Source organism: Bradyrhizobium sp. ORS 111 (genome assembly GCF_045571485.1).
GTDB lineage: Bacteria > Pseudomonadota > Alphaproteobacteria > Rhizobiales > Xanthobacteraceae > Bradyrhizobium.
The window spans coordinates 6,460,041-6,484,509 of record NZ_CP120701.1 but is presented as its reverse complement, the minus strand read 5'-3'; the positions used below and the strand labels follow the sequence as shown (position 1 = coordinate 6,484,509).

The following is a 24,469-nucleotide window of genomic DNA, read 5'->3' as shown; positions in this document are numbered from 1 at the left end:
CAGGCCTCCGTCAGTTCAACGCTGCCGAGATCGCGGCATCGAGCGCCGCAAGCCCGGAGGCGAGATCGCCCTTGAGGTGCACGCGCAGTGCGCGCCGCCCGCGCTCGGTGAGCACGTCGAAATCGCCGCGCGCCTGTGCCGCCTTGATCACGCCGAAGCTCGCCTTCTGGCCGGGAACCGGCACGTCCTTGGCATCGTCGGCCGTGACCTGCAGGAACACGCCGCTGTCGGGCCCGCCCTTGTAGGCCTGCCCGGTCGAATGCAGGAAGCGCGGGCCAAACTCGGCGCAGGTCGCAAGGTGCTTGGCGTCACGCACCTTCAGCCGCATCGTTTGCATGCTGTCGATGGTGTCGTGGTCGCGCTCGATATAGGCGAGCATGGCGACATAGTCGCCGCGCGAGGAGCGCGAAAGATGCGCTCTGATCCATGAATTGAGGTCGCCATCGGCGCCGGCCTTGCGCAATTCCTCGGCGTTCTGCGCATCGGTGTAGAGATCCGCTTCCGCCGACGACACCACCGGCTGCTCCTTGGGCAGCGCGCCGGTCTTCTCGAACGCCGCCGTAAGTTCGCGCGTCTTGATCTTGGCGGCCTCGACGTCGGGCTGGTTGAACGGATTGATGCCGAGGATCGAGCCTGCCACCGCGGTCGCGATCTCGAACCGGAAGAACTCCTGGCCGATATGGTCGATCGATTTCATCACGATCCGCACGACCGGATGGCCGGCGGCGGCGAGCGCGGCGAGCTTTTCCTCATGCGCGGCGTCGTCCTCGCCCTCGGTGCGCAGGTCGATGAAGAAGCGGTCGTTGCCGTAGACGCCGGGATCGCCGATCGTCTCTCCGTCGATCGGGATCAGGCCCTTGCCGTCCTTGCCTGTCGATTCCGCGATCAGTTGCTCGGCCCAGGCGCCGAAATCGGCGACCTTTGGCGAGGCGAAGATCGTCACCTTGTCGCGGCCCTCGAGGCCGGCAAGGCCCATCGCAAGGCCGAGTTGCACGCCGGGGTTCTCATGGGGCGGCACGTCTGCGCCACAGGAGCGCACCATGGCCAGTGCGTGGTGGACCAGGTTGCGCACGTCGATGCCTGCGGCGGCCGCCGGCACCAGCCCGAATGGCGAGAGCACGGAATAGCGGCCGCCGATCGCGGGATCGCCGTAGAAGATGCGGGCAAAGCCCTGCTTGATGGCGACCTTCTGCAGCGACGAGCCGGGATCGGTCACGGCGATGAAGCGGTGGCCGGCCTTGTCCTTGCCGATCGCCTTGGCGACGCGATCGAAGAAATAGTCCTTCATCACGTTCGGCTCGGTGGTGCCACCCGACTTGGAAGAGACGATGAACAGCGTCCTCGCGATGTCGATCCGCCCTTCCATCGCGCGCACCTGCGCCGGATCGGTGGAATCGAGCACGTGCAGCTTCGGGAAGCCGGATTTGTGCGGGAAGGTTTCGGCCAGCACCTCCGGACCGAGGCTCGATCCGCCCATGCCGAGCACGACGGCGTCCGTGAACTGTTGTCCCCGCACGCGCCCGGCGAAATCTTCATAATCGGGAATGTTGGCCGAGGCGGCGCTGGTCAGCCAACCCAGCCATTTGTCCTCGTCATCGCCGGTCCAGACTGACTTGTCCTTCTGCCAGAGCCTGCGAACCTTGCCGCCGGCGCGCCATTCCTCGGTGCTCTTCTCGACCGCCTTCGCGATGGTCGGGCCGAGCGCCAGCTTTTGATCGTCGATGCCGTCGCCCAGCGACGTCGCCCGCTTGAAGGCAACCGCGCCGTAGAGCTTGTCGGCCGCGTCGGCGAACAGCTTGACGCCGTCCTTCACCAGTTCGGCGGTGATCGCGTCGAGCGAGATGCCGGATTTCTCCAGCTCCTCCAGCACGCGCCGGGCGCCGTCGATATCCTCCTCGAGGCTGTCGCGCAGCTTGCCGTGGTCTCGGAAGGCCTCGAGCGTCGCCGGCGGCATGGTGTTGATGGTGTCGGGCCCGATCAGCTCCTCGACATAGAGGACGTCGCTGTAATCCTTGTTCTTGGTGCCGGTCGAGGCCCACAGCAGCCGCTGCGGCTTGGCGCCCTTGGCCGTGAGCTTGTCCCACCGGGCGCCCGCGAACAGGCGCTTGTAGTCCTGATAGGCGAGCTTGGCATTGGCGATCGCGACCTTGCCCTTCAAGGCGGCGAGCCGCTCCTTCTCGGAGGGGTCGTTCGCTCTGGCGATCTTTTCGTCGAGCTGCTTGTCCACCGCGGTATCGATGCGGCTGACGAAGAAGCTCGCGACGCTTGCGATGTGGGAGGGGTCGCCACCCTTGGCGATGTATTTCTCCAGCCCCTTGAGATAGGCCTCCGCCACCTGGCGGTAGACCTTCTGCGAGAACAGCAGCGTGATGTTGATGCTGATGCCTTCGCCGATCAGTTGCTCGATCGCGGGCAGACCTTCCGGCGTCGCCGGCACCTTGACCATCAGGTTCTTGCGGTGGACGTCCTTCCAGAGCCGCTCGGCTTCGGCGATCGTGCCCTTGGTGTCCATTGCCAGATAGGGCGATACTTCCAGGCTGACGAAGCCGTCGCCGCCCCCGGTGTGGTCGTAGACCGGGCGCAGCACGTCGGCGGCATGCTGGATATCCGCGACTGCGAGATGCTCGAACAGGTCGGCGACCGAGCAGTCGCCCCTCTGGAGGGCCCGGCCGATCGCACCGTCATATTCGTCCGAGCTGCCGATCGCCTTCTCGAAAATCGAGGGGTTGGACGTCACGCCTTTAACGCCGTCGGTCTCGATCAGCCGCTTCAGGTCGCCCTTGGCGACGAAGCCGCGGGCCAGGAAGTCGAGCCAGACTGCCTGGCGGTGGTTTTCGAGTGCTTTGACGGGATTCATTGGGGCCTGTTCTCGTTCGAGCGAGGGTCGGTTTTTGGGTTCCCGGGCAGCTTTCGGGGGCGGAGGCGGATTGTCAACATGGGGTGGGGGCCCGGGCGAAATATCAGCATTCACAAGGGATAACGCCATTCACATCAGTTCGATCCCTCCGCATGCCGGCCCCAGGAGAGCGCGATCTCAGCACATTTTTATGACGTGTCGCGGGCGCGCCGCCGGCTCACGGTCTCAGGTACATGTAGCCCTGCGACTGCAGCTCGGCGAGCCGGACCACGCCGCCTTTGTCGGCGCTGACGAAGCCGGGGAGCAGGTCGGTCAGGCTGATGTGCTGGGATTTCATGGTATTGCCGCAGGCGGCGAGCTCGATGCCGTCCTTCGCGAACTGGCCGACATGGCGCGACAGGTCGGGATTGGCCGCGGCCGAGTGAAATGCCTTCAAGGCCGGCCCGTGCACCACCAGGGCGATCGTCACATTGTTGGGACCGCCGACACCATCGACGTGGTTCTGGATGTTGCCGATCACGAAGTTGACCTTGTCAAGGTCGTCGAGGTGATAGACCACCTTCAGCTTTTTCGCCGGTGCTTCGGCGGTGGCGCTCGCCCGCGACACTGCGAAGACAGTGCCGATCGCCGAGACGGCGCCCCACAAGATGCCGCGTCGATGCATGGCGTCCCTCCCGCGGATGTTATCGACCGGGCGAAGCCTATCACTTGTGGCGGAGCGCAGCGAGTTCCTTTCGATCGGTCACAAGCTCGGCGCATTGCTCCGCCGCCGCGCGATCGAGCCGGAAGATCTTGTCGTCCGCGCCGGCGAGCAGCGCGTCGCCAGCCTCCTGGTCCGGCTTATCGCGATTCCAGACCGCGATTTTCTGGAGGTGGATGATCGCAGACTTGTCGTCCTTCGACAGCGCCACATTGATACCACCGCCTTCACAGTCGACGCTGCAGTCGAAGCGCACTTCGCCAGCGGCATCGGTCGCGACAGCGTGATTGCAGTAGCCGCTGGAATCGAAATTGCCGGTGCGATGGCGGTACCTGATGCCGAGGCGGAAGGAGTAGTCGAGGGTCTTGTCCTCCGCCCTCTCTTCCGCCGCGACCAGCAGCTTCATCGCGCTGACCTTCTGCTGCTGATGTTGCGCCAGATGGTTCGCATCGTATTGCCGCACAAAGCAGGCATACGCTTTTGCACCGGGAGAGCCTGCGAACATCCTGTTGTCGAAGGCGGCAGCCTTCGCGACGGCGTCCTGTGCCTGAACGGTTAACGTCGCGCCGGCGTATGCCGCAATTGCGAGAGCAACGACAGAGAATGTCTGCTTCATGGCCGGTCTCGGGAATATGTTGCGCCGTCGCGGCATCACCATTGATGCGCGGCGATGGTGCCGCGCGGAACTGCGTGGGCTCGCTGCCTTAGTCGCGGCGACAAGATGGCACGTTCAACGGCGCCTAATCTTTAGTTTATGCGGCCTGTGCGCTGTGCATCTTGACGCCATGGCTGGACAGGCACACCTTTTCAGGGAGCCCAACGTTCATCGACGGGCAGGAAGTCGCCCGTTCAGATGTCCGCCTTTTGGAGGCCGGGCCCGTTAAATCACGGATGTTGCGACAGTGTGACAACGGCCAAAAACAGGGGAATATTGTTGAACTATTGGGCTTCCTGCCTGTTGATAAGGCAGAGGCTGCACACGCCGTGCATTGCCGAACCGAGTCGGTCGAGTGTCCAATGGACTCAGCGTGCCGACGCTGATTCGATCCTTGAACGCTCTTGTTACGACTCGTGTCAGTCGTGCGGCGATACATATCGTGGAGAGAGGGATCATGTACAACGATTCTCTGTTCAACGCCTTTGCCAGGTCGTTTGAAGCACGAAGCCAGACCGACATGTCGATGGCCGAGTATTTGGAGTCGTGTCGAAGCGATCCGATGCGATATGCCAATGCGGCCGAGCGGTTATTGGCGGCGATCGGTGAGCCCCAGATGATCGACACGGCCAAGGACCCACGCCTTGGCCGTATCTTTTTGAACCGCACGATCCGTTCGTATCCGGCCTTTGCCGGGTTCTACGGAATGGAAGACACGATCGAGCGTCTCGTCGGCTTCTTCCGCCATGCGGCGCAGGGCCTCGAAGAGCGCAAGCAGATCCTCTACCTGCTCGGGCCGGTCGGCGGCGGCAAGTCGTCGCTTGCCGAGCGCATCAAGTCGTTGATGGAGATTCATCCGATCTACGTGCTGAAGGCCGGCGACGAGCTCTCGCCGGTGTTCGAGAGCCCGCTCGGCCTGTTCGATCCGGAGCAGCTTGGGCCGATGATCGAGGAGAAGTACGGCATCCCGCGCCGCCGGCTGAGCGGACTGATGTCGCCGTGGGCCTACAAGCGGCTCGAAGCCTTCGGCGGCGATATCTCGCAGTTCCGCGTTGCGCGCATCCAGCCCTCTCGGTTGCGCCAGATCGCGGTGGCGAAGACCGAGCCCGGCGACGAGAACAACCAGGACATCTCCTCGCTGGTCGGCAAGGTCGACATCCGCAAGCTCGAGACCTACGCGCAGAACGATCCGGACGCCTACAGCTATTCCGGCGGTCTCAACCGCGCCAACCAGGGCGTGCTCGAATTCGTCGAAATGTTCAAAGCGCCGATCAAGATGCTGCATCCGCTGCTGACGGCGACGCAGGAGGGCAACTACATCGGCACCGAGAATATCGGCGCGATCCCCTTCACCGGCATCATCCTCGCGCACTCCAACGAGGCGGAGTGGCAGAGCTTCAAGACCAACAAGAATAACGAGGCCTTCATCGACCGCATCTGCGTCATCAAGGTGCCGTATGTGCTGCGGGTGAACGAGGAGCAGAAGATCTACGAGAAGCTGATCCAGAGCTCCGAGCTCGCCGCCGCGCCCTGTGCACCGGCGACGCTCGAAACGATGGCCCGCTTCTCGGTGATGTCGCGCCTGCGCAGGCACGAGAACTCGACGCTGTTTGCCAAGATGCGGGTCTATGACGGTGAGAGCCTGAAGGAGTCCGATCCGAAGGCCCGCAGCGTGCAGGAGTACCGCGACGCCGCCGGCGTCGACGAAGGCATGGACGGCGTTTCGACCCGCTTTGCCTTCAAGGTGCTGGCCTCGACGTTCAACCACGACACCACCGAGGTTGGCGCCGACGCGGTGCATCTGATGTATGTGCTGGAACAGGCGATCCGCCGCGAGCAACTGCCCGATGAGGTCGAGAAGCGCTACCTCGAATTCATCAAGGCCGACCTCGCGCCGCGTTACGCCGAGTTCATCGGCAACGAGATCCAGAAGGCCTATCTGGAATCCTACGCCGACTACGGCCAGAATCTGTTCGACCGCTACGTCGACTATGCCGACGCCTGGATCGAGGATCAGGACTTCAAGGATCCCGACACCGGTCAGCTCATGAACCGCGAGCTGTTGAACCAGGAGCTGACCAAGATCGAGAAGCCTGCCGGCATCGCCAACCCGAAGGACTTCCGCAACGAGGTCGTCAAGTTCTCGCTGCGGTCGCGGGCTCACAATGGCGGCAAGAACCCGAGTTGGACCTCCTACGAGAAGGTCCGTGACGTGATCGAGAAGCGGATATTCTCGCAGGTCGAGGACCTGCTTCCGGTGATTTCGTTCGGTTCAAAGAAGGACGGCGAGACCGAGAAGAAGCACGGCGAGTTCGTCGCGCGGATGGTGGAGCGCGGTTATACCGAGCGCCAGGTCCGCCGGCTCGTCGAGTGGTACATGAGGGTGAAGCAGGCCGGTTAGGCATGATCCGGACAGTGCATATCGGTTTTCCTTGCTCAATCAGATGAGATTGTGATGTGATCTTTCCTGATCGCGTCATGATCCGAGGGAAGATGCAACGTGGTCATGCATATCGTCGATCGGCGGCTCAATCCGGGCAGCAAGAGCCTGGAGAACCGCCAGCGCTTCCTGCGGCGCGCCAAGGCGCTGGTTCAGGGAGCCGTTAAGAAGTCGTCGCAGAACCGGGACATTAAGGATGTCCTGGAAGGCGGCGAGGTGACGATCCCGCTGGACGGCATGGACGAGCCGCGATTCCGGCGCGAGGGCGGCACGCGCGACATGGTGCTGCCCGGGAACAAGAAGTTCGTCGAAGGCGACTGGTTGCCGCGTCCGAACCAGAGCGGAGCCAAGGGCTCGGGAGCCGGCGAGGGCGACAGCGAGGACGCCTTCCGCTTCGTGCTCAGCCGCGACGAGTTCGTCGACCTGTTCCTCGATGATTTGGAATTGCCGGACCTCGCCAAGCGCAAGCTTGCGGAGACCGAGAGCGAGGGCATCCAGCGCGCCGGCTATGCCACCTCCGGCTCGCCGGCGAACATTTCGATCAGCCGCACCGTGAGCCGGGCGCTGGCCCGTCGCGTGGCGCTGCGCCGGCCGCGCAAGGAGGACATCGAGGCTCTCGAGACCGAACTTGCCGAATGCGAAGACGCTGCGCGCCGGCGTGAACTGCAGGCGCTGCTCGACGCCTTGAAGGCGAAGGCCAAGCGAATCCCGTTCATCGATCCGATCGACATCCGCTACCGCCGATTCGAGACAGTGCCGAAGCCTGTCGCGCAAGCCGTGATGTTCTGCCTGATGGACGTCTCCGGCTCGATGTCCGAGCACATGAAGGATCTGGCAAAGCGGTTCTACATGCTGCTCTACGTCTTCCTGAAGCGGCGCTATCGCCACGTCGAGATCGTGTTCATCCGTCACACCGACCGTGCCGAGGAGGTCGATGAGGAGACCTTCTTCCACGGGCCGGCCTCCGGCGGCACGCTGGTGTCGAGCGCCCTGGTCGCGATGGACGAGATCGTCCGCACCCGGTTCCGCCCCGCCGACTGGAATATCTACGCGGCCCAGGCCTCCGACGGCGACAACATGACGTCCGACAGCGCGTTGACCGGCCAGCTTCTGACCGACAGGATCCTGCCGGTCTGCCAGTTTTTCGCCTATCTCGAGGTCGGCGAGGCCGCCAACTACACCTTCGACATGCCGGACTCCTCGCTCTGGACGCTCTACGAGCGCCTGCGCAACGACGGCGCGCCGTTGTCGATGCGCAAGGTGAGCGAGCGCGGGGAAATCTTCCCCGTGTTCCAGGACCTGTTCAAACGCCGCGGCAAACAGGAAAGGGTTGCGTGATGGCATCTTCCGGCGAGCGGCTGTTCGAAGGTGCCGACTGGGACTTTCATACCTTGCAGCGGGTCCACGACGCTTGCGAGGAAATCGCACGCACTGAGCTCGGCCTCGATGTCTACCCGAACCAGATCGAGGTCATCACCGCCGAGCAGATGCTCGACGCCTATTCATCCGTCGGCATGCCGCTGTTCTACAAGCACTGGTCGTTCGGCAAGCAGTTCGCCTTCCAGGAGGCATCCTACCGCAAGGGCCTGATGGGGCTTGCCTATGAGATCGTGATCAACTCGTCGCCCTGCATCTCCTACCTGATGGAGGAGAACACCGCGACGATGCAGACGCTGGTGATTGCGCATGCGGCCTTTGGGCACAATCATTTCTTCAAGAACAACTACCTGTTCAAGCAGTGGACCGATGCCGACGGCATCCTCGACTATCTCGAGTTCGCCAAGGGCTACATCTCGGCTTGCGAGGATCGACACGGCAGCGAGGCGGTGGAGCGGACGATCGATGCCGCGCATGCGTTGATGTCGCACGGGGTCGACCGCTATCCCGGCAAGAAAGCACTCGACCTCCGCACCGAGGAAAAGCGCGCCGGCGAGCGCCGGCAGCATGAGGAGAGCATCTTCAACGATCTGTGGCGGACGGTGCCGCACACCAAGACCAAGACCAAGGCTGCGCTCACGGCCGAGCGCAGGCGTGCGCTGCTCGGGCTGCCGCAGGAGAATATCCTCTACTTCCTGGAGAAGTCGGCGCCCCGGTTGCAGCCCTGGCAACGCGAGATCATCCGCATCGTGCGCCACATCGCGCAGTACTTCTACCCGCAGAGCCAGACCAAGGTGATGAACGAGGGCACCGCCACCTACGTCCACTACCGCATCTTGAACCGCCTGCACCGGCAGGGCCGGATCACCGACGGCAATTTCCTCGAGTTCCTGCAGTCGCACACCAATGTGGTATTCCAGCCCGAATTCGACGACCGCCGCTATTCCGGCTTCAATCCTTATGCGCTCGGCTTCGCGATGATGCAGGATATCGAGCGCATCGTGACCAGCCCGGAGGAGGAGGACCGCGAATGGTTCCCCGACATCGCGGGCAAGGGCGACGTCGAGGGTGTGCTGCGCGAGATCTGGAGCAATTACCGCGACGAAAGCTTCATCGGCCAGTTTCTCAGCCCGGCGCTGATCCGTCGGTTCCGCATGTTCCACCTGCATGATGATCCGGCCGAGAGCGCGGGGATCAGGGTCGATGCGATCCACGATGAGCGCGGCTATCGCCGGGTTCGTCGCGAACTGGCGCGGCAGTACGACGTCGGTTTCGTCGATGCCAATATCGAGGTGGTCGACGTCGATCTTGCCGGCGATCGCCGGCTGCTGCTGCGCCACACCACGGTGAAGGGCGCGCAGCTCAACGAGACCGACACCCGGCGTGTGCTGCAGCACCTCGCCGATCTCTGGAGTTACGACGTCGCGCTGACCGAGGTCGACGGCACCGACAAGGTGCTCAAGGAATATGTGATCAGCCCGCGCGCGGCGGCGGTTGCGGCGTAAGCTAGCGCGAGCGCCGTCGCGCGGACCGTCGTACGGAATGAATTTCTCGCTCGATGAACCTTCGTGACCGTCGAAGGCCTCCATCGCGAACATCACGGCAACATTCACACCACATGATGCGCGCCGCTTCGAGCGCATGGCGGCATGCGCAGGTTTCTTGGCGATTGCCTGCGCGGACGCGATTGATAATGTGCGCCGCGTCAAGAAAACCAAAAAAAAGGATATCGCTCTTGTCGACTCGCAAACGCCCGGCGGGCTCTCTCGCCATTGCCGCGCTCACGGCCTCGCTGATCGCGCCGTCCATTGCAGCCGAGACATCAATCAAAATTGGAAACACCGCGCCTTACAGCGGCCCGGCATCCGCCTATGGCACCATCGCGCGCGCCGAGGCGGCGTATTTCCAGATGCTCAACGATCAGGGCGGCATCAACGGCCGCAAGATCGAGTTCGAAAGTCTCGACGATGCCTATTCGCCGTCGAAGACGGTCGAACAGACACGCAAGCTGGTCGAGCAGGATGAGGTGCTCGCGCTGTTCAGCGCCGTCGGCACCGCGCCCAACATCGCGGTCCAGAAGTACCTGAACATCAAGCATGTGCCCCAGCTCTTCGTTTCGTCGGGTGCGACGCGCTGGAACGATCCGAAGCACTCTCCCTGGACGGTCGGCTTCAATCCGACCTACGAGCTCGAAGGCAAGCTCTACGCGAAGTACATCTTGAAGACCAAGCCGGACGCGAAGATCGCCGTGATCACGCCGAACGAGGATGCCGGCAAGGACTATCTGAAGGGTTTCAAGGAAGGCCTTGGCGAGCATGTCGGGCAGATCGTCGCGGAGACGACCTATCTGACCACAGATCCAACCATCGATTCACAGATGGTGACGATGCGCGAGTCGGGCGCGGACGTGTTCTTCGCGGAAGCGACGCCGAAATTCGCGGCGCAGGCGCTGCGCAAGGCCGCGGGCATGGGCTGGAAACCGCTGACCATCCTGCCCTCGGTGTCCAACTCGGTCTCGGCGGTGCTCGAACCGGCAGGGCTCGAGAATGTTGTCGGCGTGGTGACCGGGCTCTATTTGAAGGATCCGACCGATCCGCGCTGGGCCGACGATCCCGGGCAGAAGGAATTTTCGGCCTGGATAAAGAAGTATCAGCCCAATGCGAGCCCGGGCGATCTCTTCAACGTGCAGGGCTACACGGTCGCACAGGTCATGACTGCCGTGCTGAAGAACTGCAACGGTGACTACAGCCGCGACAACATCATCAAGCAGGCGACCAACCTGAAGGCGCTGGACATGCCGATGCTGTTGCCGGGCATCAAGATCCAGACCGAGCCTGACAACGTGACGCCGATCCGTCAGATCCAGATGGCGCGGTTCGACGGCAAGTCGTGGGCGCTGTTCGGCGATGTCCTGAGCGACAAGTAACCGTCACCAACTGTCGTCCCTGCGAAAGCACTAGGGCATCTACACATCTTTTCCGGACCGAAAAGTGACTCTCGATCAAGGACTTGCTTGCCACTCGATGACGCCATTTCGCGAGCAGAGCTTAGCAAAAGTGCGGCGTTTCTCTGCGTTGCTAAGCTAAGTCGTTGAGAAGACTCCGGAAGACATGTAGATGCCCTAGTGCGAAAGCAGGGACCCATACGCCGCGGCTTTTGTTGTGAACGGGACTCGCCGTTCCAGAATTGAGCGACAAGTAGTCGCCCAAATGCAAGATTCGTAGGGTGGGCAAAGCGGCAGCGTGCCCACCATCACGAGCAAGATGCCTGAAGGTGGGCACGTCGCTGTGCTCCTTTGCCCACCCTACGGAGCTGACCAACTCCGCCGTCGTCCCTGCGAAAGCAGTGACCCATACGCCGCGGCCTTCGTTGTAAGCGGGACTCGTCGTTCCAGCGTAGCCCGACAATCAGCATCGGTGGTTATGGGTCCCTGCTTCCGTGCGCAATTGCGCACTAGGCAGTGACGACACCGAATTTGCTGCACTTACCGCAGGCTGGCGTTGATCTTGTCCAGCACGGCCGAGCCGGGGCACAGCGCCTTTTCATCCAGCGAGTTGAGCGGCGTCTCAACGGTGTCGAGATGGGCGTGCAGATCCTCGGCGTCCGGGTCGACGTAGAGCAGCCCGGTGACGATCTGGCCCTTGGCGGCGTGCTTCTGCAGGAAGGTCATCGCGCCCAGCCGATCATGTGGATCGTAGTCGGCATCGAGCTTGCGCAGCGCAAGCCTGGAGCCGTCATGCTGCTCGACAACCTGCACGGTGCCCGGCGCATAGTCGACGCTGATCGGATCGCGGCCGACCAGCACGTCGAGCCGGTTGACCGCGTCATTGTGCTCGCGAACATAGTCGAAGCTCTTGGTCGAGCCGGCGTGGTTGTTGAAGGCGATGCAGGGGCTGATCACGTCGATGAAGGACGCGCCCTTGTGGCGGATCGCGGCCGCGATCAGCGGCACCAGTTGGGTCTTGTCGCCGGAGAAGCTGCGCGCCACGAAGGTCGCACCGAGTTGCAGCGCGATTGCGACCAGATCGATCGCGTTGTCGGTGTTGGTGATGCCTTTCTTTGACTTCGAGCCGCGGTCGGCGGTGGCCGAGAATTGGCCCTTGGTCAGGCCATACACGCCGTTGTTCTCGACGATGTAGGTCATGTTGACGCCGCGACGGATCGAATGCGCGAACTGGCCGAAGCCGATCGAGGCGGAATCGCCGTCGCCGGACACGCCGAGATAGATCAGGTCGCGGTTGGCGAGGTTGGCGCCGGTCAGCACCGACGGCATCCGGCCGTGCACCGAGTTGAAGCCGTGCGAATTGCCGAGGAAGTAGTCCGGCGTCTTCGACGAGCAGCCGATGCCGGAGATCTTCGCCACCCGATGCGGCTCGATCGAGAGCTCGTAGCAGGCCTCGATGATCGAGGCGGTGATCGAGTCATGGCCGCAGCCGGCGCACAACGTCGAGATCTTCCCCTCGTAGTCGCGATGGGTATAGCCGAGCTCGTTCTTCTTCAGGCCGGGATGATGGAACTTGGGCTTTGCAATGTAGGTCATGACACGGCCTTGCGGAGAGGGGTCACCTTGAGATGGTCCTGGTGGTCGCCGATCGCGTTGGCGATGAAGCGCGCGGTGATCGGCGTGCCGTCATAGTGCAGGATCGGCACCAGCCGGACCGGATCGATGCCGTTCTCGTTGACGATGAGCTGGCGGAGCTGGGCGTCGCGGTTCTGCTCGACCACATAGACGAAGTCGTGGTCGGCGATGAAGCTCGCGACGCTGGAGTGGAACGGGAAGGCGCGGATGCGCAGCCGATCGAGCTGATGACCGCGCGCCTCCAGGAGGCCGATCGCCTCGTCCATCGCGGGCGAGGTCGAGCCGAAATAGATCACGCCATACTTGGTCGGCTTTGCCGCATTGGCTTGCAGCGGCCGCGGCACCATGTCCTGCGCGGTCTCGAACTTGCGCACGAGGCGCTGCATGTTGTCGGCGTAAACCGCGCCTTCCTCCGAATAGCGCGCGTAGCGGTCGCGCGAGGTGCCGCGGGTGAAGTAGGAGCCCTTGGTCGGATGCGTGCCGGGATAGGTGCGATAGGGGATGCCGTCGCCGTCGACGTCGAGATAACGGCCGAAGTCGCGGCCTTCCTCCAGCATCTCCGCGGTCATCACCTTGCCGCGGTCGTACTGGCGGGCGTCGTCCCACTTCAGCGGGCGACACAGCCGGTGGTTCATGCCGATGTCGAGATCGAGCATCAGGAAGATCGTGGTCTGTAGCCGCTCGGCGAGATCGAACGCCGCCGCGGCGAACTCGAAAGCCTCCGCGGGATCTTCCGGGAACAGCAGCACATGCTTGGTATCGCCATGGGATGCATAGGCGCAGGCGATCACGTCGCATTGCTGCGTGCGGGTCGGCATACCCGTCGAGGGCCCAGCACGCTGGATGTTCATGATCACGGCCGGGATCTCGGCGAAATAGGACAGGCCGATGAACTCGGTCATCAGCGAGATGCCGGGGCCCGATGTCGCGGTGAAGGCCCGCGCGCCGTTCCAGGAGGCGCCGATCACGATGCCGATCGAGGCGAGCTCGTCCTCGCCCTGCACGATCGCGTATTTCGCCTTTCCGGTCTCGGGATCGTGGCGATACTTCTTGCAGTGGCTGGTGAAGGCTTCCGCGACCGAGGATGACGGCGTGATCGGATACCAGGCGCAGACCGTGGCGCCGCCATAGACGGCGCCGAGCGCGGCCGCGCTGTTGCCCTCGAGGAAGATGCGGTCGCCGACCTTGTCGGTCTTGCTCACCCGGAGCCCGATCGGGCATTTCAGGTTCTGCAGCGCCCAGTCACGGCCGAGATGCAGCGCGTGGACGTTGGAGGACAACAGCTTCTCCTTGCCCTTGTACTGCTCGCCGATCAGTTGCTCGACCAGCTTGGGATCGAGGTCGAGCAGCGCACAGAGCGCGCCGAGATAAATGATGTTCTTGAATAGCTGGCGCTGCCGCGGATCGGTGTAGGTCGAGTTGGTGATCGCGGTCAGCGGCACGCCGATGACGGTGATGTCCTCACGGAATTTGGACGACGGCATCGGCTTGGTCGAATCGTAGAACAGATAGCCGCCGGGCTCGATCGAGGCGACGTCCTTGTCCCAGGTTTGCGGGTTCATCGCCACCATCAAGTCGACCCCGCCGCGGGCGCCGAGATGGCCAGCTTCGGTGACCCGCACCTCGTACCAGGTCGGCAGGCCCTGGATGTTGGAGGGGAAGATGTTGCGTGGTGAGACCGGAACGCCGTGGCGCAGGATCGAGCGCGCAAACAGCTCGTTGGCGGAAGCCGAGCCCGAACCGTTGACGTTGGCGAAGCGGACGACGAAGTCGTTTACGCTGCTGATCGGGCTTTGGACTGACATGTTGATCCTGCGTGAACCATATCGATGAGGTACTTCTGCATATCCCAGGCGCCGGTGGGGCAGCGCTCGGCGCACAGCCCGCAATGCAGGCAGACGTCTTCGTCTTTCACCATGACGCGGCCGGTCTTCAGGTCGCCCGAGACGTAGAGCGCCTGGTCGTGATGCGGCGAGGGCGCCTTCAGCCGCTGCCGCAAATCATCCTCGTCACCATTCGGGGTGAAGGTGATGCAATCCATCGGACAGATGTCGACGCAGGCGTCGCATTCGATGCACAGCGGCGCCGAGAACACTGTCTGCACGTCGCAGTTCAGGCAGCGCTGCGCCTCACCGAGTGCGAGCTTGAGGTCATAGCCGAGTTCGACCTCGGCGCGGATGTCCTTCAGTGCGATCACCTTGTCGCGATGCGGCACCTTGAAGCGCTTGTCGGCGGAGATGTCGTTGTCGTAGCTCCACTCGTGGATGCCCATCTTCTGTGAAGAGACCTCCACCTCGGGCAGCGGGCGTTCGTTGATGTCCTCGCCGGACAGCATCCGGTGGATCGAGAGCGCGGCGTCGTGGCCGTGTGCCACCGCCCAGATGATGTTCTTTGGTCCGAACGCCGCGTCGCCGCCGAAGAACACCTTCGGATTGGTCGAGACGAATGTCTTGGGATCGACCTTCGGCATGTGCCACTTGTCGAACTCGATGCCACAATCGGCTTCGATCCAAGGAAATGCGTTCTCCTGGCCGACCGCAACCAGCACGTCGTCGCAAGGCACGGTCTCGTCGGGCTCGCCTGACGGCACCAGATTGCGCCGGCCCTTGGCGTCATATTCCGCCTTCACCTTCTGGAAGGTGACGCCGGTGAGCTTGCCGTTGTGGTGAACGAAAGCGACCGGCACCATGAAGTTGAGGATCGGGATGTCCTCATGCATGGCGTCTTCCTTCTCCCACGGCGAGGCCTTCATCTCCTCGAAGCCGGAGCGGACGATCACCTTGACGCTCTCGCCGCCGAGGCGGCGCGCAGTGCGGCAACAGTCCATCGCGGTGTTGCCGCCGCCGAGCACGATGACGCGGCGGCCGATCTTCTCGATATGGCCGAACGAGACCGACGCGAGCCATTCGATGCCGATATGGATATTGCTGGCTGCCTCCTTGCGGCCGGGGATGTCGAGCTCGCGACCGCGCGGCGCGCCGCTTCCGACGAAGACCGCGTCATAGTTCTCGGCCAGCAATTGCTTGAGGCTGTCGACGCGCTGGCCGCCCTTGAACTCGACGCCGAGGCCTAGGATGTAGTCGGTCTCCTCGTCGATCACGCTGTCGGGCAGTCGGAATTTCGGAATCTGGCTGCGCATCATGCCGCCGGCCTTGGGATCGCCGTCGAACACGGTGCAGTGATAGCCGAGCGGGGCGAGGTCGCGGGCCACCGCGAGCGACGCTGGACCGCCTCCAACCAGCGCGATGCGGCGGCCGTTCTTCGGTCCCGGCTTCGGCAGGCGATGCTTGATGTCGTCCTTGAAGTCGGCCGCGACGCGCTTCAGGCGGCAGATCGCGACCGGATTCTCCTCGACGCGGCCGCGGCGGCAGGCCGGCTCGCAGGGGCGGTCGCAGGTGCGTCCCAGAATTCCGGGAAACACGTTCGACTTCCAATTGATCATGTAGGCGTCGCTGTAACGCCCCTCAGCAATCAACCGGATGTACTCAGGAACGGGAGTGTGTGCGGGGCAGGCCCATTGGCAATCGACTACTTTGTGAAAGTAATCCGGCGCCGAGATATCAGTCGGTTTCATTCCTACCTTTGACCCGCGCGAAAAATGCCAGAGCTTGCGCGGCCTTATTGTTGACGACGAGCGCTCACGCGACGTTGTTCTGGTTTTTGAATTGGATCATAGACTTATCTTATTAGAGCCGTTCCAGAGAAGGCAAAGCCAAATTTGCGCGATCATCAGCTTTCGCGCGGCTGAGTTGCATGCAGCGTTAATCTCGATGCCGTCATGCGGCGGTGCAACATGGTGCGCCGCCGCATTGCGCGCTCACTTGCGCGGAAGGTCGCTCTTGGCGAGGTCCCACAACAGCCGATAGACGCCGCTCGTCACGACCAGCGGCTTGAGCGCGATGTTGTCGATGATGCGCGCCGCGGCAGCCGGAACTGCATCCACATCGGTAGCATCGATCAGCACGTACCAGTCGCCCGCACCGGGATCGGCCTTCGCTGCATCAGGCGTCAGCGGCCGGGACAATGCCGGATCGTTCTCCAAGAGGTGCATCGAGATGATCCCGTCCAGCGCCGATGGATCAAGCTGCTCCTGTAACACCTCGCGAAGCTTGTCCGCCCCGTCTTCGGGCGGGCGGAGGCGGATGATGCCGAGCGCCGCGCCGCGGCCGGTTCCGCGGCTGATGGTGATGCGGGCGACCCCGCGGATCATGTTCTTGAAGCGCGCGATGTTGGCCTTCGACCATTCGGTCTGGTTGGCAAGGGCCGCGCGATAGGCGGGGCTGTCGAGCACGTCGAAGGTCGCGGTCGAGTAGAGGCTCAGATATTTCGGCCTGCCGTCATGGGCGACGTAGCGGCGGGCTTCGATGAAACCCTCGATCGCGACTCGCTCCTCGATGTGCTCGCGATCGTACCAGCGGTTGAATTCAGCTTCGTGTAAGCTGTCGACATCCATCGATGTCAGCAGCATGCCCTGTCCGGCGATCGGCATCTTGTGCTCCTGTGTGCCTGTTTTGATTGTCGAATATTGCCGAACAGCCGACACAACGGAAGCCGGTTTCCTGCTGTAAAACCGATCCAGACCAAGGATTGCCACAATTGCTGTAATGCTGTTCAGCGCGGGTTCACGGAGGTTGCAGTTCCATTTGGCCCGCCAAGTTCTTGAAAGAAGAAAAGGACGACCGCTATGGCGCGAATTCTGTGGGCATTGATCGTCGGTCTTGTGTCGCTGGCGTCGCTGCCCGCGCTGGCGCAGGACCAGGAAAAGCGCCTCGCGCTCGTCGTCGGAAATGGCTCCTATGAGGCGGCTCCGTTGCAGACCGCCGCCAATGACGCCGGATTGATCGCACAGACTCTGCAAGCGGCCGGCTTCGACGTGATCGGCGCCCGCGACCTTGACGGCGAGACGCTGCGCAAGTCGTTCCGCGATTTCGTCCAGAAGGTGCAGGAGGCCGGACCGAACACCGTCGCCTTCGTTTACCTCGCCGGCTATGGCCTGCAACTGACCGGCGAGAACTACTTCGTGCCGGTCGATGCCAAGATCGCCCGCGACACTGACGTGCCGGTCGAAGCGATCCGCCTGTCCGACTACACCCATCAGCTCTCGGCGCTGCAGATCAAGGCGAGTGTGATCGTGCTCGATGCGGCGCGCAGCAATCCCTTTGCCAAGGGAGGGCAGCCGCTGGCCGGCGGTCTGGCGCTGGTCGATCCGGACCCGAAGATGCTGATCGCCTTCAACTCGGCGCCAGGCACCGTCGCCCCCGACGGCGCACCGCCCTACGGGCCGTATGCCCAGGCGCTTGCCGAGATGATTCGCACCGGCGGTCTCGGCCTGCCCGACGTGTTCGACCGGGTCCGCCTGCGCGTCAACGAGATGACCAAGGGCGCGCAGATCCCGTGGGATGCCCAGAAGATCGACGCGTCCTTCGTGTTCTTCGATCGTAAGCCTGACGCGCCTCCCGCCCAGGCCGATGCCGTAACGCGCACCAAGCCGATCCGCGATTACTCGGCGCAGGATGCCTATGCCGCGGCGCTCGAGCGCGACACGATGCAGGGCTATGAGGATTACCTGCAGGCCTATCCGAACGATCCGCTGGCCAAGCGCGTGCGCGCGATCGTGGCCGCGCGGCGCGAGGCGATCACCTGGCGGCGCACCTACAGCGCCGATACGCCGGATGCCTACTGGTCCTATCTCAATCGCTATCCGCGCGGGCCGCATGCGGCCGACGCACGACGGCGCCTTGCCTACCTCTCGGCGGCGCTCGAGCCGCCGCCGCAATTCGCCGCGATCGACTACGACGTGCCGCCGCCGCCACCGGATGAAGTGGTCTATGTCGACCGTCCGGTGCTCTACTACAGCGATCCGGTATTTGACTTTGTGCCGCCACCGCCGCCGCCGGTGTTCTTCCTGCCGCCGCCGCCGCCGGATTTCGTGGTGCTGGCGCCGCCACCGCCGCCGATCGGCCTGTTCGTGCTGCCGACGCCGTTCTTCGTGGCGATGCCGGCCTATGTGGCGCCGCCGCCCTATGTGGTGCCGCCGCCAAACAACATCGTCTTCAACAACATCCACAACACGACGATCATCAACACGGTGATCAACAATCCCAGTCCCACGCCGGCGCAGCTCGCGGCGGCCGGGGTGAGGCCGACGGTCCCCGGCGGGCCGATCTCGCGAGCGCCGACGCTGCCGCCGGCGGCCCTGCAGCGCGCCAATCTGGTGCAGCCGGGCGGCCCGCAAGGCGGTCAGCCGGCTCCCGCAGCGCGGCCCGGAATGCTGCCGACACAGCCGGGTGCTGCGCCGAGCACGAACGCCGCAACCGCGCCCACCAACCCTGCCGCGCCGGGGGGGCACACGCTGCCCGGTGCCAGGAATGGTCCGCCATTGCCGCAGACGGCGACGGCGCCTGCCAGTCCGGTACAGCGTGGCGCTCGGCCGAATGCGCTCACTCCCTCCACCGGTTCGCAGCCTGCGCCGGGCGCGCGGCCGCAAGTCGGTGCGGTTCAGCCCGGCGCGCAGTCACCGACGGCGACCAGGCCGGGCACCACGACAGCGCCTGGGACAGCACCTGGGGCGCGCACGCAGACCCCGCCGGCGAATGCAGCGCGGCCTTCGGTTGCAACCGCACCCAATCCGGTGAACCGTGCCGCGCCGGTCACGCCAGCGCCTTCGCAACGTAGCGGGCCCGCGCGTGCCGCGGTGACGCCTGCACCGGTGACGCGTGCCGCACCGCCGCAGGTTCGCGCGGCGCCGCCGCCAGCCGCGCGTACGGCCCCACCGCCGTCACGCACGGCGGCCGTCCCGCCGCCGCAGCGCGCGGTCGCTCCGCCTCCGCGGGTTGCTGCTCCTCCACCGGCGCGCGTGGCTCCCCCGCCGCCTCCGCGCGCCGCCGCTCCGCCGCCCCCGCGGCCGGCGATGCAGGTGCAGCATGCCGCCCCGCCGCCGCCACCACGGATGGCGGCGCCGGCGCCTCCGAGGCCCGCGGCTGCGGCGCGGCCCGCGCCGGCGCGCTGTCCGCCGGGGCAGTGTCAACACTGATCATGTAAGCGGAGGGCCGGGCAGGTCAGCATCCATGAGCACCACCCGATCTGTCGGATTCCGGCCGGCTTCATCAAGCCGAAGGATCTCAGTTTGGTTTGAAGGGGGCACCGCCAAAATATCGAAAACAACCCCATGCAAAGTAGTCGTCGGTTGCCACTGTTCGACGCGACAACTTGACATGTCGGGCAACTCAGCGGTATTTTTCTATTATTCAGAAATCGTGCCATGACGGCCGGATGGCCGGCGAGCAGATCGAGATGTCGCGGGCAACCTGTTCCAGAACCGCGACTATCGGGCGGCGAGCTCCGCCTCGCCTCGCCCCGCTTGCGGGGAGAGGCCGGAACGCATCGTAAGATGCGTTCCGGGTGAGGGGGAGTCTCCGCGAGTCCGACTGTTACCGCCTTCGTGGAGGCAGCCCCTCACCCCAACCCTCTCCCCGTAAGAACGGGAGAGGGAGCTCGGTTCCGTCGGTCAACCGAGCGCTGCTCTGGACGCCACATCCGCGATCGCCTTCATCACGGCATTGCGGATGCCGGGGTCGTAGAGGATGTGGCCGGCGCCGTCGATGATGCGGACTTCGCTGCCGGGCCAGCGCGCGGCGAGTGCGTGCGAGGTCGCCGGCGGACACAGCAGATCGTAGCGGCCCTGCACCATGATGCCGGGAATGCCGGCGAGCTTGCCGGCCTCGTCCATGAGCTGGTTCGGCCGCATGAAGCAGTCGTTGGCGAAATAGTGCGCTTCCATGAATGGCGTCGAGGGCAGGGCGCCCGATCCGTTCAGGGAGGCGGGATCGAGCCGCGTCTGCTTCGGCGTGTGCTCCGACAGCGCCCGCTCGGTGTCGTGCCAGGCGCGCGCGGCCGGGGCATGCACGGCGGCGTCCGGATCGAGGATGCGGCGATAATAGGCGGCGAGCGGCGAAGCGCGTTCGTGCTCCGGCAGCAGCGCGAGGAAATCCCCATGGAGCGCGGGATAGAAGCGCGGCAGGGTGTGCAGGAAGGCGCCGTCCAGTTCCTCGCGCGTGCCGAGAAAGGTCGCGCGCAGCATAAGGCCGCTGACGCGGTCGGGATGGGCCTGCGCGTAGGCGAGGGCCAGCGTCGCGCCCCAGGAGCCGCCGACCACCAGCCAGCGTTTGAAGCCGAACCGCTCGCGGATCTTTTCCATGTCCGCGAGCAGATGCGGCGTCGTGTTGTGCTCGCGGCTGCCCTTCGGCCGGCTGCGGCCGCAGCCGCGTTGGTCGAACAGCACGGCGTGGAAGCGCTCGGGGTCAAACAGGCGGCGATGGTCCGGCTGGCAGCCGCTGCCGGGACCGCCATGCAGATAGACGGCGGGAACGCCGCCCTCGTGGCCGACGCTTTCGACATGGATCGCGTGGCCGTCGCCGACATCGATCAATTCCGACGTCAGCGGTGCGAAGGGATCGGATCGCCTGGCGGCTTTGCCGGCATCGGCGTCAGGCGCCATGAGATTTTTCCTGGGGATCGTCCGTCTCCAGCGTGCCGCCGGCGAAGTTGCGATAGAGGAAGCGATCCTGATGCGCCGCCGCCTCACGCTCGGCCTGCTTGAAGATCTCCTCGTGCCGCGGCGACAGCGCGCAGGCCGGATCGGTGTTGCCGGCATCGCCGGTCAGCGCGAAGGCCTGGCAGCGGCAGCCGCCGTAATCGACCTCGCGGAACTCGCAGGATTTGCACGGCTCGGGCATCCACCCGGTGCCGCGATAGCGGTTGAAGGCTTCCGAGTTCTGCCAGATCCACGCGATCGAATGGTTCGAGCGCACGGATTCGAATTGCAGCCCGGTGATGCTTTCGGCGGCGTGGCACGGCAGCACCTTGCCGGCCGGCGAGATGTTGAAGAACTGGCGGCCCCAGCCGCCCATGCACTTTTTCGGCCGCAACGCGTAATAATCCGGCACCACGTAGTCGATCGCGAGCGTGCCCTTCAGCCGCGCCTGCGCTTCCTCGACGATGCGGCTGGTCTCTTCGATCTGCTCGATCGTCGGCATCAGCGCGGCGCGGTTCTTCAGCGCCCAGCCGTAATACTGCACGTTGGCGACCTCGAGCCGGTCAGCGTCGAGATCGACCGCCATCTGGATGATGTCGCGGAGCTGATGCAGGTTTTGCCGGTGCATCACCGCATTCACGGTCAGCGGCAATTCGAGTTCGCGCGTCCATTTCGCCACTTCGAGCTTCTTCCGGTGCGCGTCCTTCAGCCCGGCGACGCGGTCGGCGACGCCGGGCTCGTTGCCCTGGAAGCTGATCTGCACATGACAGAGGCCGGCATCGGCCAGCGCCGCGAGCTTGTCTTTCGTCAGCAGCACGGCCGAGGTGATCAGGTTGGAGTAAAGTCCGACATCGGTCGCGTGCTGCACCAGCTCGGCGATATCCTTGCGCGCGGTCGGCTCGCCGCCGGAGAAATGGATCTGGAGTACGCCGAGCTCGGCAAGTTCGCCCAGCACCTTCTTCCATTCGTCCGTGGTGAGCTCGGTGCTACCACGGTCGAGCTCGACCGGGTTCGAGCAGTACGGGCATTGCAGCGGGCAGCGATGCGTGACCTCGGCGAGCACCGCAAGCGGAATGCCGTAGGTCTCGGCCGCCGAGCGGCGGCTCTCCAGCACCGCGAGCCCGTCGCTCGGGGCCGCCGCTGTCGTCTTGTTGTCGGCGAGCGTGTCACTCATGGCGTCTTCTCGCGCGCTTCAGTGAGAAAGCCCTTGTCAGCGAGATCCTGCAGCATCGCGACCACGTCGCCCGAGATCGCCTCGCGCGGCGCGGCATATTTCACCGCGAGCTGGTCGACCATCTCGGAGACGCTGCGCACGCCGTTGCAGAGCTGCAGCACTTCGACCGCGATCTCGTCCGGCGCCAGCACGCGCTCCGGCGCGAGGATCACCCAGACCTGCCGCGTCTCGTCGAATTTCAGCTTGGCATGGCGCGGCAGCTTCGGCCGGCTGGTCTCGCTGACGCTGATGTTGCGGCTGGCCATGGCTTGTCCCTAGCTGGTCTTCGGCACGAAGGCGCCCGGCGGAATGTGGCCGTCGACATAGGCGTGATAGAGCGCGTCGAGCTGCACCCACAGCACGTTGGTCTTGAAGATCAGCGCGTTGCAGACCGCCTCGCGCTCGGCCGGTGTCTTGGCATGCTGCTTGACGTAGTCGAGCGCGAAATTCGCGTCGCGCGGCGCCTGCGTCAGGCGGCGGCTGAAATAGCTCATGATGTCGGGGTTGACGAAGCTGTAGTGCTTCAGCATCCCCGATATGCGCTCCTCGTGCAGGTTCGGCGCGAACAATTCGGTGAGCGAGGAGGCGATCGCCTCCAGCGGGGTGCGGTCGCGGCAGAAATGCACATAGGCCTCCACCGCGAAGCGCGTCGCCGGCAGAATGCCTTCGGTCGATTCCACGTAAGCCGTATCGAGGCCGAGGCCCTCGGTCAGCTTGAGCCAGCGCTCGATGCCGCCCTCATTGCCGAGGTCGCCGTCGTGATCCTCGATGCGGTGGCGCCACTCGATCCGTGTCGCACGGTCGCGGAAGCGCGAGATCACCATCGCGTCCTTCAGCGGGATCGTGCTCTGGTAGTAGTAGCGGTTGAGCGCCCAGGCCTGCACCTGACCCTTGTTGAGCTTGCCGCCATGCAGCAACCGGTGGAACGGATGCAGGCTGTGATAGCGCGTCGCGCCGATCTGGCGCAGCGTCGCCTCCATCGCCTCGGCGCTGTCGAGCGAGATGCCCTTGCCGATCGAAAGCGCGGTCATTCCTGAGGTCAGCACGACATTCACAGCACGATCTCCGTTCCGTCGGCAGGAATCTGCCACCCGGCCTGTTCGGCCGCCTTGCGTTCGGCGGAGGTCGCAAGCAGTGCCGGGTTGGAGTTGTTGATATGCAAAAACACTTTTCGTCCGATGTCGAGGCCGTCGAGGCTGCTGATCGCGCCATGCTCGCCCGACATCGCGATATGTCCCATGCTTTGGCCGGTCTTGTTGCCGAGCCCCGCCGCGATCAGCTCGTCATCGCGCCACACCGTGCCGTCGAAGAACACCAGCGGCGCGCCCTTGAGCCGTTCCCTGAGGTCGTCGGTCACCCGCGCGCAAGCGGCGACGAAGTAGAAATATTTGCCACTCCGCTTGTCCGCAATACGCAGGCCCAACGTATCGCCCGCACCGTCGCGGCCGGCCGGATGTGTCTTGCCTTCGAGGTACCAGGCGCCCTTGCCGGGAACCTCGAACGGCACCACCTCGATGCCGGAGGGCGATCCATCCGGCAGGGCAGGCTCGAAGGCGGCGTCGACCGCAATTCCCCGGCGCCCGACGTTCTTCTCGCTCAACACGTTGAAGACGCTGTTGGAGCGCAGGATCGCCAGCACGCGTTCATGCGCGTAGATCGTGAACGGCGATCCCTCGCGCATCGATAGCAATCCGGCGACGGCATCGATCTCACCATTGGTGAGGATCACGCCCGCGATCGGGCTGTGGCGCAGCGCGCCTTGCTTCGGATGCAACTGCGGTGTCGCGATCAGTTGCTGACGGAGATCGGGCGAAGCGTTGACCAGAAACCAGTGCGCGCCGTCGCCGCTGAATGCGATCGAGGCCTGCGTGCTCTGCAATTCCGGATGATTACTCCGCGCGGCCCTGCACACGGGACATCCGCAGTTCCACTGCGGAACGCCGCCACCCGCCGCGGCACCCAGGACGACGACGCGAAGCATGACCCGTCTCCTGGAGGAATTGGACTCTCAGCCAGAAACATTACGAGGTGGAGCCCGGACTTGGAACACACCCCTTTACTCGGGAGCGCGTTACGCCCGGACGTCCACCTGCGTTAATCGCTAAACGTATACTG

Annotated in this window: 17 protein-coding genes; 5 read left to right on the top strand and 12 right to left on the bottom strand. The window is 64.2% G+C overall.

The window, feature by feature from the left end; genetic code table 11:
- Nucleotides 1-10 precede the first annotated feature (10 nt).
- The 3 genes from P6U30_RS29825 to P6U30_RS29815 form a co-directional block, all read right to left on the bottom strand.
- Nucleotides 11-2,857 (bottom strand): bifunctional transaldolase/phosoglucose isomerase, encoded by a 2,847-nt coding sequence (locus P6U30_RS29825; RefSeq protein WP_407166366.1) that lies wholly within the window; start codon nt 2,855-2,857, stop codon nt 11-13.
- A gap of 217 nt (nt 2,858-3,074) precedes the next feature.
- Nucleotides 3,075-3,521 carry a DsrE family protein gene (locus tag P6U30_RS29820; RefSeq protein ID WP_407166365.1) on the bottom strand — a complete coding sequence of 149 codons (447 nt, stop codon included), beginning with the start codon at nt 3,519-3,521 and terminating at the stop codon, nt 3,075-3,077.
- A 40-nt stretch (nt 3,522-3,561) separates the two neighbouring features.
- The gene (locus P6U30_RS29815) at nt 3,562-4,173 is read right to left on the bottom strand and encodes a hypothetical protein (protein WP_407166364.1); all 612 of its coding nucleotides are present in this window, start codon (nt 4,171-4,173) and stop codon (nt 3,562-3,564) included.
- 496 nt (nt 4,174-4,669) lie between these two features.
- Between P6U30_RS29815 and P6U30_RS29810 the strand changes: the two genes are divergently transcribed.
- The 4 genes from P6U30_RS29810 (at nt 4,670) to P6U30_RS29795 (ending at nt 10,955) form a co-directional block, all read left to right on the top strand.
- A complete protein-coding gene (locus tag P6U30_RS29810) occupies nt 4,670-6,613 on the top strand; it encodes a PrkA family serine protein kinase (RefSeq protein ID WP_407148117.1) in 1,944 nt (647 codons plus the stop codon).
- A gap of 105 nt (nt 6,614-6,718) precedes the next feature.
- On the top strand, nt 6,719-7,990 hold the full coding sequence (locus tag P6U30_RS29805) for a YeaH/YhbH family protein (RefSeq protein WP_407170567.1): 1,272 nt from the start codon (nt 6,719-6,721) through the stop codon (nt 7,988-7,990).
- On the top strand, nt 7,990-9,534 hold the full coding sequence (locus tag P6U30_RS29800) for a SpoVR family protein (protein ID WP_407170566.1): 1,545 nt from the start codon (nt 7,990-7,992) through the stop codon (nt 9,532-9,534). The genes P6U30_RS29805 and P6U30_RS29800 overlap by 1 nt, the downstream gene beginning before the upstream one ends.
- 230 nt (nt 9,535-9,764) lie before the next feature.
- On the top strand, nt 9,765-10,955 hold the full coding sequence (locus tag P6U30_RS29795; protein ID WP_407166363.1) for an ABC transporter substrate-binding protein: 1,191 nt from the start codon (nt 9,765-9,767) through the stop codon (nt 10,953-10,955).
- A gap of 558 nt (nt 10,956-11,513) precedes the next feature.
- Here the strand turns inward: P6U30_RS29795 and P6U30_RS29790 are convergent.
- The 4 genes from P6U30_RS29790 to P6U30_RS29775 form a co-directional block, all read right to left on the bottom strand.
- Complete coding sequence (locus tag P6U30_RS29790; RefSeq protein WP_407148115.1) at nt 11,514-12,569, bottom strand: 2-oxoacid:ferredoxin oxidoreductase subunit beta; 1,056 nt, start codon at nt 12,567-12,569, stop codon at nt 11,514-11,516.
- Nucleotides 12,566-14,413, bottom strand: coding sequence for a 2-oxoacid:acceptor oxidoreductase subunit alpha (locus P6U30_RS29785; protein ID WP_407148114.1), 1,848 nt, complete (start codon nt 14,411-14,413; stop codon nt 12,566-12,568). Before P6U30_RS29785 ends, P6U30_RS29790 begins: the two co-directional genes overlap by 4 nt.
- Entirely contained in the window at nt 14,383-16,182 is a 1,800-nt protein-coding gene (locus P6U30_RS29780; RefSeq protein ID WP_407166362.1) for an FAD-dependent oxidoreductase, read from the bottom strand. Before P6U30_RS29780 ends, P6U30_RS29785 begins: the two co-directional genes overlap by 31 nt.
- A 243-nt stretch (nt 16,183-16,425) precedes the next feature.
- Nucleotides 16,426-17,097: a hypothetical protein gene (locus P6U30_RS29775; protein ID WP_407166361.1), complete on the bottom strand. Its 672-nt coding sequence runs from the start codon at nt 17,095-17,097 to the stop codon at nt 16,426-16,428.
- Nucleotides 17,098-17,292: 195 nt separating this feature from the next.
- Here P6U30_RS29775 and P6U30_RS29770 point away from each other — a divergent pair, with 195 nt between their 5' ends.
- Nucleotides 17,293-19,641: a caspase family protein gene (locus P6U30_RS29770; RefSeq protein ID WP_407166360.1), complete on the top strand. Its 2,349-nt coding sequence runs from the start codon at nt 17,293-17,295 to the stop codon at nt 19,639-19,641.
- 474 nt (nt 19,642-20,115) lie between these two features.
- Here the strand turns inward: P6U30_RS29770 and pip are convergent, their stop codons facing one another.
- The 5 genes from pip to pqqB are packed head-to-tail and all read right to left on the bottom strand — an operon-like array spanning nt 20,116 to nt 24,335.
- Nucleotides 20,116-21,105, bottom strand: a complete 990-nt coding sequence (pip, locus tag P6U30_RS29765; RefSeq protein ID WP_407166359.1) for a prolyl aminopeptidase — start codon at nt 21,103-21,105, stop codon at nt 20,116-20,118.
- Nucleotides 21,095-22,315: a pyrroloquinoline quinone biosynthesis protein PqqE gene (pqqE, locus tag P6U30_RS29760; RefSeq protein ID WP_407166358.1), complete on the bottom strand. Its 1,221-nt coding sequence runs from the start codon at nt 22,313-22,315 to the stop codon at nt 21,095-21,097. The genes pip and pqqE overlap by 11 nt, the downstream gene beginning before the upstream one ends.
- Nucleotides 22,312-22,620, bottom strand: coding sequence for a pyrroloquinoline quinone biosynthesis peptide chaperone PqqD (gene pqqD, locus P6U30_RS29755; RefSeq protein ID WP_407166357.1), 309 nt, complete (start codon nt 22,618-22,620; stop codon nt 22,312-22,314). Before pqqD ends, pqqE begins: the two co-directional genes overlap by 4 nt.
- 9 nt (nt 22,621-22,629) lie before the next feature.
- Complete coding sequence (gene pqqC / locus P6U30_RS29750) at nt 22,630-23,385, bottom strand: pyrroloquinoline-quinone synthase PqqC (protein WP_407170565.1); 756 nt, start codon at nt 23,383-23,385, stop codon at nt 22,630-22,632.
- Nucleotides 23,386-23,405: 20 nt separating this feature from the next.
- Nucleotides 23,406-24,335: a pyrroloquinoline quinone biosynthesis protein PqqB gene (gene pqqB, locus P6U30_RS29745; protein ID WP_407166356.1), complete on the bottom strand. Its 930-nt coding sequence runs from the start codon at nt 24,333-24,335 to the stop codon at nt 23,406-23,408.
- Nucleotides 24,336-24,469: the final 134 nt, after the last annotated feature.